At 64.3% G+C, this 16,412-nt stretch carries 14 protein-coding genes and 1 tRNA gene; 6 read left to right on the forward strand and 9 right to left on the reverse strand.

All coding sequences use genetic code 11. The features are described 5' to 3' along the window. Positions 1-7 precede the first annotated feature (7 nt). The 3 genes from NED98_RS18255 to NED98_RS18265 form a co-directional block, all read right to left on the reverse strand. The gene (locus tag NED98_RS18255) at positions 8-487 is read right to left on the reverse strand and encodes a RidA family protein (RefSeq protein ID WP_179512512.1); all 480 of its coding nucleotides are present in this window, start codon (positions 485-487) and stop codon (positions 8-10) included. Positions 488-649: 162 nt separating this feature from the next. Further along, on the reverse strand, positions 650-1,279 hold the full coding sequence (locus tag NED98_RS18260) for an HAD family hydrolase (protein ID WP_179512513.1): 630 nt from the start codon (positions 1,277-1,279) through the stop codon (positions 650-652). Continuing rightward, a complete protein-coding gene (locus NED98_RS18265) occupies positions 1,276-1,548 on the reverse strand; it encodes a DUF3572 domain-containing protein (protein WP_265313961.1) in 273 nt (90 codons plus the stop codon). The genes NED98_RS18260 and NED98_RS18265 overlap by 4 nt, the downstream gene beginning before the upstream one ends. Positions 1,549-1,585: 37 nt before the next feature. Here NED98_RS18265 and NED98_RS18270 point away from each other — a divergent pair, with 37 nt between their 5' ends. Beyond that, complete coding sequence (locus NED98_RS18270) at positions 1,586-1,948, forward strand: response regulator (protein WP_179512515.1); 363 nt, start codon at positions 1,586-1,588, stop codon at positions 1,946-1,948. A gap of 151 nt (positions 1,949-2,099) precedes the next feature. Here the strand turns inward: NED98_RS18270 and rpmG are convergent, their stop codons facing one another. Then, positions 2,100-2,267 carry a 50S ribosomal protein L33 gene (gene rpmG / locus NED98_RS18275; protein ID WP_007407030.1) on the reverse strand — a complete coding sequence of 56 codons (168 nt, stop codon included), beginning with the start codon at positions 2,265-2,267 and terminating at the stop codon, positions 2,100-2,102. A gap of 165 nt (positions 2,268-2,432) precedes the next feature. On the opposite strand from rpmG, the gene NED98_RS18280 reads away from it, so the two are divergent. Genes NED98_RS18280 through NED98_RS18290 form a run of 3 tightly spaced genes read left to right on the forward strand, consistent with a single transcriptional unit; the run spans position 2,433 to position 3,887 of the window. Continuing rightward, entirely contained in the window at positions 2,433-2,738 is a 306-nt protein-coding gene (locus NED98_RS18280) for a hypothetical protein (RefSeq protein WP_265313963.1), read from the forward strand. An 18-nt stretch (positions 2,739-2,756) separates the two neighbouring features. Further along, entirely contained in the window at positions 2,757-3,326 is a 570-nt protein-coding gene (locus NED98_RS18285; protein ID WP_265313964.1) for a TMEM165/GDT1 family protein, read from the forward strand. A gap of 51 nt (positions 3,327-3,377) precedes the next feature. After that, on the forward strand, positions 3,378-3,887 hold the full coding sequence (locus tag NED98_RS18290) for a Dps family protein (protein ID WP_179512518.1): 510 nt from the start codon (positions 3,378-3,380) through the stop codon (positions 3,885-3,887). Between the two features lie 67 nt (positions 3,888-3,954). On the opposite strand, the gene NED98_RS18295 is transcribed toward NED98_RS18290, so the two are convergent. Together NED98_RS18295 and NED98_RS18300 are read right to left on the reverse strand one after the other, a co-directional pair. Continuing rightward, positions 3,955-8,577, reverse strand: a complete 4,623-nt coding sequence (locus NED98_RS18295) for an NAD-glutamate dehydrogenase (RefSeq protein ID WP_265313965.1) — start codon at positions 8,575-8,577, stop codon at positions 3,955-3,957. A gap of 107 nt (positions 8,578-8,684) precedes the next feature. Then, a complete protein-coding gene (locus NED98_RS18300) occupies positions 8,685-9,932 on the reverse strand; it encodes a PAS domain-containing protein (protein WP_179512520.1) in 1,248 nt (415 codons plus the stop codon). Between the two features lie 142 nt (positions 9,933-10,074). Between NED98_RS18300 and NED98_RS18305 the strand changes: the two genes are divergently transcribed. Beyond that, positions 10,075-10,150 (forward strand) — tRNA-Thr (locus NED98_RS18305). A gap of 152 nt (positions 10,151-10,302) precedes the next feature. Further along, entirely contained in the window at positions 10,303-11,523 is a 1,221-nt protein-coding gene (locus NED98_RS18310; protein WP_265313967.1) for a tyrosine-type recombinase/integrase, read from the forward strand. 332 nt (positions 11,524-11,855) lie between these two features. Here NED98_RS18310 and NED98_RS18315 read toward each other — a convergent pair whose 3' ends face one another. The 3 genes from NED98_RS18315 to NED98_RS18325 form a co-directional block, all read right to left on the reverse strand. Beyond that, the gene (locus tag NED98_RS18315) at positions 11,856-14,075 is read right to left on the reverse strand and encodes a hypothetical protein (protein ID WP_265313968.1); all 2,220 of its coding nucleotides are present in this window, start codon (positions 14,073-14,075) and stop codon (positions 11,856-11,858) included. Between the two features lie 197 nt (positions 14,076-14,272). Further along, a complete protein-coding gene (locus NED98_RS18320; protein WP_265313969.1) occupies positions 14,273-14,842 on the reverse strand; it encodes a hypothetical protein in 570 nt (189 codons plus the stop codon). Positions 14,843-14,948: 106 nt separating this feature from the next. Next, on the reverse strand, positions 14,949-16,148 hold the full coding sequence (locus NED98_RS18325) for a DUF262 domain-containing protein (RefSeq protein WP_265313970.1): 1,200 nt from the start codon (positions 16,146-16,148) through the stop codon (positions 14,949-14,951). Between the last annotated feature and the right edge of the window lie 264 nt (positions 16,149-16,412).

Consider the following 16,412-nt stretch of genomic DNA (forward strand, 5'->3'; position numbering starts at 1 on the left):
CCCGCGCTCAAGACGCGAGCGGCGACTCCCCGACTTCGACGATCGCGTCGACCTCGACCGCCGCGCCGAGCGGCAGCACGGGCACGCCCACCGCCGACCGCGCATGCTTGCCGGCATCGCCGAACAGCGCGACCATCAACTCGCTCGCGCCATTGGCGACCTTGGGCTGATCGGTGAAATCACCGTGCGAATTGATGAACACGCCGAGCTTGACGATGCGCTTGACCCGCCCGAGATCGCCGATCGCGGCCTTTACCTGCGCGACGAGCATCAGCGCGCAACGCTGCGCGGCATCCTGGCCTTCCTCGACGCTGAGCCCCTCGCCGAGCCGGCCGGTGACGACCTTACCGTCCTTGAACGGTAATTGCCCGGAGATATGCAGCAGATTGCCCGACAGCACCGTCGGGACATAGGCCGCGACCGGCGCCGCGGCTTCGGGAAGGGAGAGGCCGAGTTCGGCCAGCTTGCGATCGATACGTTCGGTCATGCCGGAAGCTTCACCACGCGGGCGTTGAGTCGGTCAATCCCCGCAGCCACACGCGCGCGCCCAACCGTCATGCCGGGCTCGACCCGGCATCCAAAGTCGCACGGGCCGTCGCTCGTTGCGCTGGATGCCGGATCAAATCCGGCATGACGAAAAAAGCTAGCTTCAACGGGCACCAACACCCGCGGCGAAGCGCGCGGCGATCCACACCTCGGCCTCGCGCCAGTCGTCGATCCGCGCATGCGCCTCGGGCGCGGGCGGCACGCCGGGGGCCAGCGTCGGTTCCGACACCATATGCAGCCGGTGGACCTGCGGCGCATATTCGGCGACCGAGGCGTGGTGATGCGGCAGATCGTCGACGAACACCGTCACCGGATCGCCATGTTCCGCCACCAGCCGTGCGACCGGGCCGCCTTTCCCGCCCTGGTTGCATTCGACGCGATGCGCGATCCCGAAGGCGGCGAGCTGCGCGATGCGTGGTGCGCGGCACTCGTCGGCAAGATTGGTGAGGATTACGATATCGGCCTGCTCGGCGAGCGTCGCCAGCGCCTCGCGTGCATGCGGCACGAGCGTCTGGCGGTGCATCTCCGCGGGGAAGAAGCCGGTGATGAAGCCGAGCATTTCCTCGCGCGTCACCGGCGTGTCCGACGAGCGCCGCCGCATGTTGCGCGTCAACTCCCACGAACGCGGCTCGAATTCGATATCGTGCGCCTCGCCCAGCCACACCCCGAAATGCCGCACCATATGCAGCAGCACCTCGTCGCAATCGCAGATCAGCAGCGGCCGCGCGGTCATGCCGCCTCCAGCCCGCGTCGCGCCGCGACGAGCCGCTCGGGCGCGACCCCCAGCGCCGCGGCGCAGGCGATCAGATCGGGCTCATGCCCCTCGAGAAACCCGAGGCACGCCGCCAGCACCGTCGCATCGCCGACGCGCGCGCGCAGGTTGTCGGGCGCGAGCCCGGTCAGCGCGATCAGCCGCTCGGCACGCCTCGGCTCGCCCAGCGTCCATGCCAGCGCACCCAGCGCCAGCGTATGCATGTCTTCATTTGTATCGGCTTCGCGCATTGCCTATTTAGCCAATCAGCCTGGGGGACGATTTCGCGTGGCAAAAAGGGTGCTCGTTGTCGAGGACAACGAACTCAATCTGAAACTGTTCTGCGATCTGCTGCGCGCGCACGAATATGCCGCGGAGCCGGTGCGCGACGGGCGCGAGGCGCTCGATCGCGCACGCGCCTTCGCCCCTGATCTGATCGTGATGGATATCCAGATGCCCTATGTCACCGGGCACGAGTTGATCGTCGCGCTCAAGGCCGACGAGGGGCTGCGCGATATCCCGGTGATGGCGGTGACCGCCTATGCCGGGCGCGACGACGAGGAACGCATCCGCGCGGCGGGCGCTGCGGCCTATGTGTCGAAGCCGATCAGCCTCGCGCGATTCATGGATGCGGTGGGCGCGCTGGTTTAGCGCGCGCGACTCTATCGGGATCACCTATTTCCCGTTCGGGCGAACGGGCCGATGCCACGCACGAGAAAAGAGCCGCTGGCCCAAGCCCGCGGCTCCTTCATGTCGGCGCAACATCCGTATCGCCGGCGGCGCGAAACCCGCGCCGCGCGCGTTACTTGATCTTGGCTTCCTTGAACTCGACGTGCTTGCGCACGACCGGGTCGTACTTGTTGAACGACAGCTTCTCGGTCTTGGTGCGCGGATTCTTCTTGGTGACATAGAAGAAGCCGGTGTCGGCCGAGCTGACGAGCTTGATCTTGACGGTGGTCGGCTTGGCCATCACCAATTCCTGTGCTTGCGAAACGAAAAAGAGCGACGAGCAAGCGCGCGCCGCTGACAGACCCGGGCGCATGGCGGACGCATCGCCCGATGTCAAGCATCGACGCGGTTAACCGAGCCTTTACCCTGTCGGCGCATCCTTCTCCCCACGGGGGAGGACAAGGTCATGCCCAACGACGATGTAGCTGAAATCCGGGGAGAATTGGCCCGCCGGATCGCCGCGATCGCGCCTCGCCGCGGGGCCGCCGCGCTGGCACGGGAGATCGATGCGATTCGTCGCATCGCGCATCATAACAACATGTTGCCGGCGGTGACGGTGGCGCATCTCCTCGAATCGGCGCTGGCGCGCGGCGAACAGGGTGCCTTGGTGCACGATTGGCTCGCGATGCTCGACGAGGCAGTGCATAGCGATTGCCAAGATGCCGCTACGTCAGACGCTTTCGCCGCCGCCTGCCAGGTCCGTTTCGCCTAACCCGACGGGGGCGCGCCGATGGACGCGCTGATGGCCGGGCTGGTGCTCGGCGCCTTGTGCGTCGCGGGGGACCGCACGCCGTGGCTCGCAGCGATTCTGGCCGACCGCTATCGCGCCGCGCGCGGGCTGGTCATCGCCGCCGCCGCGCTGGCGTTTCTCGGCAATTACATGTTGGGCGCGCTCGGCGGTATCCTCGTCGCCCCGCTGCTCTCGCCCGAAGCGCGCGGGCTGCTGCTCGCCTTGTCGCTGATTCTCGCCGGGCTCGGCGTCTCGTGGCGCCAGAAAGCGCCCGACCGGCTGACGGGCTGGCGGCTCGGCCCGTTCGGTACGAGCGCGCTCGGGCTGGCGATCATGATTTTCGGCGATCGGATGCAGTTCGTCGCCGCCGCGCTCGCCGCGCGCTCCCCTTTGCCGTGGCTGGCGGCGGCGGGGGCGACGCTGGGGGCGTTGGCGGTGGTCGTGCCGGCGATCGTGATCGGCGAGGCGCGCTGGATGGCGCTGCCGCGGCGGCTGATCTGCATCGCCAGCGCCGCGATCCTGACATTGAGCGGGGTGATCATCGGGCTGCGCTCGATTGCTCTGATCTGATTTTTCGCTGGAGCGAAACCCTTGTCGAACCGTTTTCGCAACGAACCGACAATGGAGAATCCCGTGGCCAGCACCAATCCCAAGCTCAGCACCCCCAGCGACCTGCAGCGCAACGAGACGCGCTCGGTCGCCGATGCGCTCAACGTGGCGCTGGCGGATTGCTTTGCGCTGTATCTGAAGACCAAGAATTTCCACTGGCACGTCTCCGGCCCGCATTTCCACGATTACCACCTGCTGATGGATGCGCAGGCGACACAGATCCTGGGCGTGACCGATGCGATCGCGGAGCGCGTGCGCAAGACCGGCAACGTCACCTTGCGCTCGATCGGCGACGTCGCGCGGCATCAGACGATCAAGGACAATGACGCGCCGTTCGTCGGCCCGGAGGATATGCTCGCCGAGCTGCGCGACGACAATCTCAAGCTGGTCGAGGTGTTCCGCACGGTGAAGGACGCCGCCGAGGAAGCCCGCGACAATGCCACCAGCGGGATCGTCGACGAATGGACCGATCAGGCCGAGGAGCGCGCCTGGTTCCTGTTCGAGGCGACGCGCAAGGGATGAACCTCAACGTCATCACCCCGGCTCAAGGCCGGGGTGACGTTAGGTTATTTTACCCACCGTTCGGACGTTACCGCCCGAGCAGCACCCGCGCCTGCCCCGCGATCTGCGCGAGCATCGCCGCATTGGGCGCCGGCGATTGCCGCGCGCGATCGACCAGCGCCTTGAACTGCGCGACCCGCGGCGCATGTTCCGCCAGCCATTGCTCGACCAATTTGCCCGGATCGCCCTTTTCGCTGCGTCCGAGGAATTCGAGCCGCAACTGCTGGAAGTCGCGCGCCAGCCCGGCGATCAGCAGCCGTTCCCACGGATCGCTCGAGGTGATCCGCGCGGCATTGGTCTGCGCCCAATCGAGCCCCAGCGCCTGACCCAGCCGGGTGAAGGCGCGCGTCACCTTCACCTCGTCGAGCCGCTGGCGTTCGGAGAGATCGGCGAGGCCGATCACGCCGTCCATCTCGAACAGCCGCACCACCTTCGCCACCAGCGGCACCGGCGCCCCGGCGGCCTCCAGCGAGGCGGTGATCCGCCCGCTTTGCGCGCGCGCCTCTTCGAGCAGCAGGTCGCTGGTCTGCGCATCGAGATGCGCGACGCCCTTGCCGATCCGCTTCAACACCGCCTCGGGCGCGGTGCCCGGCGGCGAGACGCGCAAGAGGTCGGCGATTTGCGAGCGGGTCGCCGCCGCCACTTCGTCGAACAACGCGAGGCGGCCGGATTCGGGCATCGCAGTGGTTTCGATCTCGCGCCACAGCGCGGGCAGGTCGAATAGCCGCTCGACCACGACGAACATCGCCGCGATATCGGCCAGCGCCGCGCCTTCCTCCTCGGCCAATTCGAACGGGTGGAGCACGCCGATGCGATTGACGATGCGGTTGGCGAGCTTGGTCGCGACGATTTCGCCGCGCAGCCGGTGCTCGTCGATCGCCTTGGCGAACTTCTCCTGCATCGCCCTGGGGAAAGCGGCGTGGAGATCGGGCTTCAGCGCATCGTCGACCGCCAGCGGGGTGCGCTCGACCGAATCCTGCAGCGCGAGCTTGGCGGTCGCCAGCAGCACCGCGAGTTCGGGCCGGGTCAGCCCGCGGCCCTCGACCGCGCGGCGCAGCAGCTCGTCATTGGCGGCAAGCCCCTCGACCTTGCGGTCGAGCCGGCCGGCGTCCTCGAACATCTCGATCACGCGAACATAGCTCGGCAAGGCACGCGCGCCGTCGCCCTCGGCGATCGACAGCGCGAGCGTCTGGAGGCGGTTATCCTCCAGCACGAGATGCGCGACATCGTCGGTCATCGCGCCGAGCAATGCGTTGCGATCGTCGAACGCGAGCCGCTTTTCCATCATCTCGCGGTTGAGCGCGATCTTGATGTTGACCTCGTTGTCCGAGCAATCGACCCCGGCCGAATTGTCGATGAAGTCGGTGTTGATCCGCCCGCCGCGCGCCGAGAAAGCGATGCGGGCGGCCTGCGTCACGCCGAGATTGGCGCCCTCCCCGATCGCCACCGCGCGGATATCCTCCGCATCGACGCGCAGCCGGTCGTTGGCGGGGTCGCCGACGGTGGCGTTATTCTCCGCCGCGGCCTTCACATAGGTGCCGATGCCGCCGAACCAGATCAGGTCGACCGGGCTCTTGAGGATCGCCGAGATCAGCGCGGTCGGCTCGATCTCGTCGGCCGCGATGTCGAGCGCGGCCTTCACCTCGGGGGTCAGTTTGATCGACTTGGCGCTGCGCGGGAAAACCCCGCCGCCCTTGGAGATCAGCGACTTGTCATAATCGTCCCAGCTCGACCGCGGCAGCGCGAACAACCGCGCGCGCTCGTCCCAGCTCTTCGCCGCATCGGGATCGGGATCGAGGAAGATGTGGCGGTGATCGAAGGCCGCGACGATCTTGAGCGTCTTGCTCAACAGCATGCCGTTGCCGAACACGTCGCCCGACATGTCGCCGCAGCCGACGACGCGGATCGGTTCGCGCTGCACGTCCACCCCGCGCTCGGCGAAATGGCGCTGCACCGAAACCCACGCGCCCTTGGCGGTGATGCCCATCGCCTTATGGTCATAGCCATGGCTGCCGCCCGAGGCGAAGGCGTCGCCGAGCCAGAAGCCGCGATCGAGCGCGATCGCATTGGCGACGTCGCTGAAGGTCGCGGTGCCCTTGTCGGCGGCGACGACGAAATAGGGATCGTCGCCGTCGAGCACCGCCACGCCCTTGGGATGCACCACCTTGCCGCCGACGATATTGTCGGTGATCGACAGCAAAGTGCGGATGAACACACGATAGCTCTCGGTCCCCTCTGCGAGCCACGCGTCGCGATCGACCGCCGGATTGGGCAATTGCTTGGGGTAGAAGCCGCCCTTCGCGCCGGTCGGCACGATCACGGCGTTCTTGACGCGCTGCGCCTTCATCAGCCCGAGGATCTCGGTGCGGAAATCGTCACGCCGGTCGGACCAGCGCAGGCCGCCGCGCGCGACCGGGCCGGCGCGCAGATGGATGCCCTCGACGCGCGGCGAATAGACCCACACTTCGCGCCACGGCAGCGGCGCCGGCAGGCCCGGGATGCGGGCGCTGTCGAGCTTGAACGCCAGCGCTTCGGGCTCCGCGGTGAAGGCATTGGTGCGCAACGTTGCGTCGATCACCGAGCGATAGGCGCGCAGGATGCGATCGTCGTCGATCGCCACCACCGCTTCGAGCCCGGTGGCGATATCCGCCTCGACCGCCGCGACATCGCCCTTTGCCCCCGGCTGATGCCGCAAGGTGAACAGGTCGATCAGCGCCCGCGTCACGCGCGGCGCGCGCGCCAGCGCGTCGACCACCGTGGCGAGGCCATAGCTGATCCCCGCCTGGCGCAGATAGCGGAACCACGCGCGCAGCAGCACGACCGACCCCGGTGACAGCCCGACATCGAGCATCAGCCGGTTGAAGCCGTCATTCTCCGCTTCGCCCTTGAGCACCGCGGCGATCGCGCCCTCCAGCACCTCCTTGGCAATCGCGTCGGTCGCCGCGGTCGTATCCAGCGCGAAATCGTGGATATGGCCGTCGCTTTCCTCGCGCATCCGCGTCGGCAATTCGCCGATCACACGGAAGCCGAAATTCTCCAGCACCGGCACCGCATCGGACAAGGCGAGCGGGCCACCCGCCTTGTAGATCTTGAGCCGCCGCTCGGCGCCCGCGCCGGCGGGATAGAGCAGCACCTGGCGATCGGCCGGGCCGTCGAGCTCGGCCAGCCGCAGCACGTCGTCGGCGGCTTCCTCCGGGGTGCTGCCGGTGCGGTAATTGGGCGGGAACGCCGCCGCCCAGCGCAGTGCGAGCCGCGCGGCGCGCGCCACCGGCACCCGCTCGACCAGCGCCGCCTCGACATCGCGCACCCAGCCGCGCACCATTTTCTCGAGCTGCGCATCGAGCGGCTCGGCATCGGGCATCTTGCCCGAGGCGCGCAGATCGACGGTGTAGCGGATCAGCGCGGTATTGCCGTCCTCCATCGCCACCGTCCAGTTGAGGATCGAGCCCCCCGCGGCCTCGGCGATCATGTCGCCGATCGCGACGCGGCGCGCGGTGGTCAGCTCGTCGCGCGGCAGCCAGACGAAGCCGACCAATTGCCGGCCAAGCGGCGAGCGCACCAGCACCAGCTTGGGACGCGGGCGATCGGCGATGCTCATCGCGGTGAGCGCGAGCCGCTCGAGCGATTCCGGATCGAACGCGATCACCAGATCGTGCGGCAGCGTGCCCATCGCATGCGCCAGCGCCTTGCCGGTATGCCCGGCGGGATCGAAGCCGCATTTCGCCTCCAGATCGGCGAGCCGCTGGCGCAGCACCGGCACCGCGCGCGGCGGCGCGGTGAGCGCGGCGCTGGTCCACAGCCCGGCGTGGAGCGACAGCCCGACGCGCTTGCCGCCCTCGACGATCGGCACGATGATGAGGTCGATCGGCACACGGCGATGGACGGGCGAGAGCAGGCTCGATTTGAGCATCAGCGGCGCCTCGCCGCCCTTGGCGAACCATTCGAGCGCCAGCTCGCGCGAGCGATCGGCGAGCAGCGGCACCTTATGCCGGTTGCGCGCGATGCCCAGCGCCGCGCCCGCCGCGCGGCCGTCGGCATACCAGCGTTCGTGCCCCAGCAGGGTGAAATGCCGGTCGAGGAACCAGCGCATCAGCGCCGCGCCCTCGCTCGACCCGCCGGTATCCTCGACCGCGCCGGCATCGGCCGCCAGCGTCGCCTGCATCTGGCGCCAATCGCCGACAGCGGCGCGCACATCGGCCAGCGCTTCCTCGATATCGGCAACGAGATCGCGACGCTCGCGCGCGTCGGCGCGCTGCATCTCGATATAGATCATCGATTCGCGCGCGCCCTCGCCGTCGGACACGCCCTTGATCAGCCCGTCGGTACCGCGGGTCACCGCGATCACCGGGTGGATGATGCGATCGATCGCGATATCGTGCGCGACGATCGCCGCCGCGATCGAATCGACCAGGAACGGCATGTCGTCGTTGACGATCGCCAGCCGCTGACGCCGCGCGCCGGCGTCGCCAGGCAATTGCTCGATCGCGATCGCTACTGTCGCGGGGGGCCGCCGCTCGGCGGTCGCGGCAAGGAAGGCGGCCGCCTCCGCTTGTTCGTCCGGACCGAAGCCCTGAAGCTCACCCGGCAATGCGCGGTTGGTGAGACGGGCGGCGAGCGCTTCTGACAGCGCCTTGAGCGATGCTTTCGACATGGCGGGAAGCTATGCGCCCACCGGCGGCGCGGCTCAAGACTTGTGACTTTTGCAACAATTTGCGATGCTGGGGGGCAGGCTTCCGCCGCCCTCCCAAAAACAGCCGGTTACCCCAGCGCGGCGAGCGCGCGGGTGGCAAGCCGTGCGTCATTCGCCACCGCGCCGAGCACATCGACGCCGCCGTCGTCGGTCGCGCGGGCGACCAGCACCACGATTTCCCCCGCCGAAACCCCGGTATCGATCGCGACATGCGCGATCGGCGCGCGGTCGATCGCCGGCAGCGCGCGCGCCGGCTTTACCGGGCGGCGCGCATCTCGTTCCGCCGCGACGATGCCCTTGATCCCCGCCGGATAGCTTTCGATGAAGGTCACCAGCCCGCCCACCGGCACGTGCTGGCGCAGCGCCAGCGCGAGCACCGCGGCGAATTCGGTGATCCGTGTCTTGTCGTAATCCGCGCCGAAGACGAGCTTGACCAGCGGGGTCATCGGCGCGCGGGCCTGCCGCGTCAGCCCGGCATCGTCGAGCAGCTTCGCCAGCCCGTCGGCATCCTCCTCGGCGGCGAGCGCGAAATCATAAGCGCGGCCGAGCGCGCGATAGAGGGCGGCACGGCTGCGCACGTCCGAGGCGCGCGCGGCAGCGGCGCTTTCGCGCGCCAGCGCCAGCCGGTCGCCGAGCAGTTGCGGCAGCGCGGCCTCGATCGCCTCGGCCGCCCCGGCGAGATGGGTCGGGCCATCGGCCCAGACGGCAGGGGCGTCGTGCGGCACGACCCGCGCCGGCGCAGCGCGCACCGCGGCGACCAGCTCGGCATCGAGCCGCGCCTGCTCGTCGGCCGCCAGCATCTCCTTCCAGTTGATCACGCCATAGATGAAATCGATGCGATCGCCGGTCGAGGAAAAGGGCATCAGGATGCCGCGATAGAGCGTCTGGTGCCCGCGGGTGCTGACGAACTCGGCCTCGAAGCCGATCGGCGCGCGATTGGCGATGATCTGCAGATAGTGATCGGTCAGGCGCGACAGCAACGAACGCGCCGGCACCTCCGCGACGCGGGTGATCGCATGATCGAGCCCGCATTCCTCGCGCAGCGCGCGGCCGAGGAACTGGATTTCGGGATCCTCGATGCTGCGGGTGAAATCGAGCAGCACGCTATGCGCGCCGAAATCGGCGATGCCGGCGGGATCGAGATCGTCGATCGAGGGATAGGCGCGACCGTCGAGCAGCGATACCCAGTGATTATAGGCGCGCACATGCATCCGCCGCTCGTCGGTGCCGATCGCCTGCGTCGCCTCGCCGACCCCACCCTCGGCCGGATCGCTGTCATACGGCCGGCTTCCGTCAAAGCCGCGAGCGGTGTCCATAATAATCCCTTCGACACATAAAGCGTATCGGCAGCGATAGTGACCCCACATGGTAAAAGACGCGTAAAGATCACACCCGCTTGCCAGCGCCCCCCGGTCCTGCTAACCGCCGCGCCTCGATACGCCTCCGGGCGTGCTTCGGGCCGCTTTAGCTCAGCTGGTAGAGCATCGCATTCGTAATGCGGGGGTCACAGGTTCGAGTCCTGTAAGCGGCACCAGAACATCCAGAGAACAAGTCTAGAAAACCGCGGATTTCTGCGGTATACAGGGCCTATTCGGGTCCCAGATTTTCCCATTATGTTCCACCGTGGTCCACTAAAAAGGGACCACAAAACGCGGGACCACGAGCAACTCGAAAGGGCGTGGTCCCATGCTCACGGTCACACAGATTCGCGCGCTCAAACCGCGGGCCGCGCCGTACAAGGTCCCGGACGTCGACGGATTGTTCCTGCTGGTCCAGCCCTCCGGGGGCCTATTCTGGCGCTTCCGATTCCGCGCGCATGGTATCGAGAAGAAACTTTCCTTAGGAAGCTTTCCAAAGGTTTCGCTGCAGGATGCACGCAGGCTGCGCGACGAAGCGCGCGCGAAGCTGATCGATGGCATCGATCCGGTCCAGGAGAAGAAGGAGCGCAAGCTGGCGGCCGAGATCGCCGCGCGCACCACCTTCCGGCTGGTCGCCGAGGAATATATCCAGAAGATAGAGAACGAAGGGAAATCGCCCGCGACGATCAAGAAGGCGCGATGGTTTCTCGATCTGCTCGATCGCGACATCGGCAAGCGGCCGATCTCGGAGGTGACACCGCACGAACTGCTCGCGGCACTGAAACGCGTGGAAAAGCGCGGGCACCATGAAACCGCGCAGCGCCTCCGCGCATTCGCGGGGCGCGTTTTTCGATACGCCTTCTCCACGCTGCGGACGGACAGAAACCCGGCCGACATTCTTCGGGGCGCTCTGATCGTCCCGCGGGTCAAACATCACGCAGCCGTCCTGGAGCCCAAGCGCGTCGGCGAACTGCTGCGCGCAATCGACGGCTACGACGGCCGGCCGGAAAACCGTTTCGCGCTCCAGCTGGCATCACATGTTTTTCTGCGCCCGGGAGAGCTACGGAAGGCGACGTGGAGCGAAATCGATTTTGCGGAGAAGGTGTGGCGCATCCCCGCTGAGCGCATGAAGATGAAGAAGGTCCACACCGTCCCCCTCTCCCGCCAGTCGCTGTATCTGCTCGAAACGCTCCGCTCGCTGCGAAACCCGAGCGAGTTCCTGTTTCCCGCCCTTCACACCTCCCGTCGCCCGATATGCGAAAACACGCTCAACACCGCGCTTCGGCGCCTGGGTTACGGGAACGACGAAATGACCAGCCACGGGTTTAGGGCGATCGCGAGCACCCTGCTGAACGAATCCGGCTTGTGGCACCCGGATGCAATCGAGCGCGCTCTGGCTCATGGCGACCGGGACCGTGTCCGCGCGGCCTACCATCGCGGCGCTCATTGGGCCGAGCGAGTCAAAATGGCGCAATGGTGGTCGGATTACCTCGATCAGCTGAGGGTTGGCGGGAAGGTTATAAAGCTTCGGCCTCGAAAGCGCGCGTAATGGTGCTGGTTCTCGTCGGCTCTTCTATGTCCGCCATTCGTTGCATGGCTGTCAGGCAATTTAGCCAACAGCTGCCAAACCGCTTCTGGGCCGTCAGGAGACAGGCGGGTTCCAGTCGACCGATCCCTGATAGCCGCCATCTCCGATAGCGATGGGGCGTGACGGCTCCCGACCCAATTTACGCCGTTCCGGTTCTCCTATGGGAACGTCGGCTCATGCCGAAACCGGTCATCGTCTGCAGCCGCAAAGTGGTGACAAAACACGCTCGCATCGATCTGGGACGCCGGGTCGCGGGATGCGCGTTCCACTCCGCGGTGGCCTTCGTGGAAAACTCAGCTCCGGGCGTGAATCCCTATGTCGCCAGGCAGCATGCGGAAGAAGCTTACCGCGTGGAAGGCCGCCTGCGATCTCCTGACCCGCAATATGACTAGGCAATCCGTCGCGCCGGTCTGGATCTTGACGATCTTTGCGATATCGCGAGCATGCTCGTGCCAAAGTGCCTCATCGAAATAGGGATTGCGTTCTAGGGTGAGTGCGACCGCGAAGATGCGGTCGCCAATTTCAACGAAGGCGAACATCGGGTCTTGGATCGCGCGGCCCATACCACCGTTCCAGCGTCTTGCCCGCTCCTCCATACCTTTCAGCGTTCCGGGGTGCTGGTTGAAGATCACCTCAACCATGTCAAACTTATGGCGGGTGTCGCTCGCGTAGAGTTCCGCCGCCAGCCGGCGCCAATACGGCGGCAGGTGCAGACCGGGCGTTTCGAATGTTCGGCGGTCTGACCTTGCCTGCTTGGTCCCACGCACCGGCGCATCGGCCCTGTGAAAGAAGACCCGCATGTCTTTAAGCTTGTCGCTGGCGATCAGGAAGCCGTTAGTGATATAAAGTGACAACAGATCCTGCTCGTCACCCATGAACACGAACTGGCGCTCGATCGTCGCGCGCCGCGTTAGATAGTGGAAGAACGCGACTTCGCTATCGAGATAGGTCGTGAGCATCCTCAGCTCGCCGATCGAGAAGATCGGCGACCAGGGATCGGCCGGCGCGATCAGCCCGATCTCCTCAAAATTGCGCCGTGTGCTGGTGATGGCCGCGAAATGCTCAATACAGACCCCGAAGCTGCTGATGATCGCCGGTTTAGAAAGGTCGATCGGGATCAGATTGCCGGCCGCGTCGTGCAGCAGCGCCTCCGCGCTCTTTCCGCGCCGGAGCAGCGTCTCGAGCCTTGCGGCCTGCTGGCCGGGCTCGACGTAGAGGCGTTTGAAGTTCTTGCGGAGTGAGCTTTCGCCACCGCGCCGCGCCGCGGAATTGACCTTCCCGGACTTGGCCTCGAACAGAAAGATGTGGTTGCCGAGCTTGGCGACGAGATCATTCTCGTACCCTTTGCCGGTATCGGGGTCGGTCCAGTGGACCGACCGGTGCAAGGTCGCGGACGGCAGCGCTTTCGCGACTAGCGCCGCGGTCGCGTCTTCTAGATAGCGCGTGCGCGCCGCCGAATATGCTTCACTTAGCTCTGTGTCGCCCTCGAACAGTCCTTCGATAATCGCGAACGGGAAGCTCACCAGCATAGCCGGAAATGGAAGAAACAGCGTGTCCTCCGACAGCCGGATGAACGGCCGCCGGCGGATGGGACTGTCAAGATAGATGCTGCCGGTCTCGAGACTCGCCAACTCACCGAAGCCGATCGACGCCCGGAACAGCGCGCCGGTCACGCCGCCGCCAAACAGGGTCTCGAGTTCGGCGCGCGAGAAGGTGAAGGCCGGCGCCCACGCGAGTTCACTTAGCTGGAAGGCGGCCCATGCCCGGTATTGCGGGTCCGTCCGGCTGTGATCTGCAAAGCGCCAGGCCCGGCGGCACAACGTCGAGGTGCCAACAAGGCGTTCGAGTGCCGTTACGTCGACCTGGCCTGTATGGAAACCAGCCGGCACGCTCCGGAAGCTGTTGAGCTTGTCCGGGACCAGTTGCAGAAACAGGAAGAGCGCCCGCGCGACATCCGACAGGCGGTATCCAAGCCGGCTAAGCGATGCCTGATCCATATAGGCCAGCAGCGCTGGCACAATTTCCTGCGCGTCGTCGCTATTGAAGATGTTGCGGTAGAACAGCGTTTGGATACGCGCCTGTCGGCTGACCCGCTCGGAAGCACTAAGGTCTGATCTCGACGGGAATGCCGATCCGATATAGGCATGGATGTTGCGCTCGGCGAGCTCCCAGGCGCGCACCATGTTGCGGGGAGATGTCGGCACGTCGGGACCGCGCGGAAGCATAAGCGCAATCGTCTGCAGGAGTTCAGCGCCCGGTTGCTGCAATCCCTCGACACTGTCGCTGGTCGGATCCTTTGCCAACTGAAGGAAGAGGTGGAGTCCCGTCCGTGCCAGGAACGCCACCGGATCACGGCCCGACAACAGGGTGCGGAGTTCCGCACCCGTCTCGGTGAAGGTGCGCGCGGGATCGGGGTCTCTCGGCTCTGTTGCTACCTGCTCGCCAGGTCCGGAAAAGCCGAATCCAGGAATGGCATTCTCGATGGCGTCCAGAGTCCGCTTCTTCCTGTTCAACGGAGGTTCTTTCGTGGTTCGCCCATTTTTGATTCTAGCTGATCAGGACGTCCACGGCGCGGTTTTAATGTAGGAGACCGCACTAGGAGGGCGCAGGTCCTCATTGGTGGGCGCATGAAGCACAGATTCCGACCATGACACTATGACAACCCATCGTCCGCAAATACCATGGTAAGTTTACATCTCGTAATATCAGCTCAAGCCTCCATAGGCTCCGCTGTCTGCAACCCATCAAATAGGATATCAATGAGTCCTAGGTGACGAATGATCTTTTGAACCGCTTCGAATTCAGCCTTTGGATCAATGCCAATCGTAATTTTTCCGGCAGCACTGCTGTGTGCAGTCTCTCCGCGCTGATGCCCAAAGTTATCGATTTCGGCGACCGCAAGCGGATCAATGTCAGATGGAGCTATTCCAAGTGGAATCAACATTGCCATCAACTGACGCTCGCGAATCCCATGATTGTCCATCCGTACGTATTTGACATAAGTGTCGATTGCGTTTTTTAGGCGATTTTCTATCTGAATTTTATCTGGCCAAGATTTTTCTTGATTTTGTCCCGGCGCCATCAGGGTGTCCGGCGGAGTGGACAGATGGTGGCCACAAAATCCCAGCAAGCTGAGGGTTGTTAGGGAGACCCGCCGCTGCGTCCGCCAAGCAACAGCGGCAGCGTTTGCGATCTCTAATGACCGCTCCTCTAAATAAGCTTCAACTTCGGCATGTGCCATCACGCGAAATGATAAGGCTCGAACCGTCGTGCGAGCCACATCGTGGTATACGCCCAATTCAGAAAACCGTGAGGGCAGCAGGCAACGTCGAAGCTCCTTCACTCGCGCCTGGAGAGATTCGTATCGGCTGGACGCCATGCGACTATCAGAAGCCGTCGAAGGTGATTTGGCGCTCTCCAGTGGCCGGATCATCCAACAGCGCGGGAATAGTAAAATTTAATCCGATCGCTGCCCGAAGTGAGTTCCCCCAGATTGCAAGGCGGTCGTGCGTGTGCGGGACACCCGCTGTATCGCTTTCTACTGCTTCACCGAACACGTCATCCTGCATCACTAAACCATAAGCATCTCGAACTGCCTGCGGCTGCTGCGACATCTCGGTGCGAATAGCAGGATTGCTGGCGTAAAATATCAGCGCGTCAAAAATTGCTCGATTAAACGACCTTGAACCGGTTTTCCGCGCGAGACCATCGGATCCGAAGATGTCAATTAAAGTAGCGACGCCGTTCTCAAACTCATTAACCTGCGCCAACACGGATTGCTGCCGTTGAATCCAGTCATTATTAAATCTCTCACAAGAATTATCAAGAAAGCGTTTCATTCTTCCCTGATAAGTCGAGAGATAGTTCTGGAAACTGAGGAACCGAACTAGAAGCTCTACATCGCGCATTCGAGGATCAGGGGAGTTTCGAGACAAGATGGTTCGCAACGCCTGGGAAGCCGATGCGGCTGTGTCGACATAATCGGAGAATGGCCCCGGGATAGCTGCCTGCCGCAGTTCTTGCGGCGAGAGCTTTAGGCTGCCGGTGTTTAACCTAAGGAATACGATGTGGAGAAAGTCCAGGTCTGGCCAGTTACGAATAACAACCGTACGAATTGTATGGTTAGAAAATGCGTTTAATTCATCACGAAGCGTCAAATCTGATTCGAAGTTTGAGTATCGCTTGCCGGATAAGTCCGTACGAATTTCTAACCCAGCAAGGCGAAACGCGTTCCCATGTCCGTTGAATTTCCCTGTGAACTGCATTAGTGAAAGCAAGCGTTGCTTACCGTCGAGAACGATGTATCTCCCGCGTTCACCTTGCCTTTCCGCAAGCACGATCTGCGGGATCGGAAGGCCTAGGATGACCGATTCAACGAACTTGCCCTTCGCTCGACCACTCCAAGCGTCGCGTCGTTGAAATGCTGGGTTCATCTCGATGTTATGGCGTTCAAGCTGATTAACTATCGTCTCCACGGTCCAGTCGGAGGCGAACAATACCGCTTGAGAGAATCGATCCATCTCCGCAGCAGTCGGCGGCGCGTCGATCTCGTCAGTGAAATCTGGGCCTTCGGGCTCTTCCGACATATAGCATTCCTAAGGTTGGGTCGTCGGTTTGCCTCGTTCAGTCCGATGTGTCCACCCACGAGGGTTGATGCCGCGTGCATAGAGGGAACTAGGATAGTCATCGTGCTTTTTTCAACGAATCCGAGCGCTTGTGCTCTGCACTCAATCGCAGGCTGAACGACTACTTTCGAAAGCTTGCCTCCAGAAACAGATTTGCCCGCTCGCGGCCGGGCTTTCGCATCTTGGGCGTTGCGACCGACTAAAGCTAAACGTCCGCTCCTCGCA

The organism is Sphingomonas lycopersici, assembly GCF_026130605.1.
GTDB classification, from domain to species: domain Bacteria; phylum Pseudomonadota; class Alphaproteobacteria; order Sphingomonadales; family Sphingomonadaceae; genus Sphingomonas; species Sphingomonas lycopersici.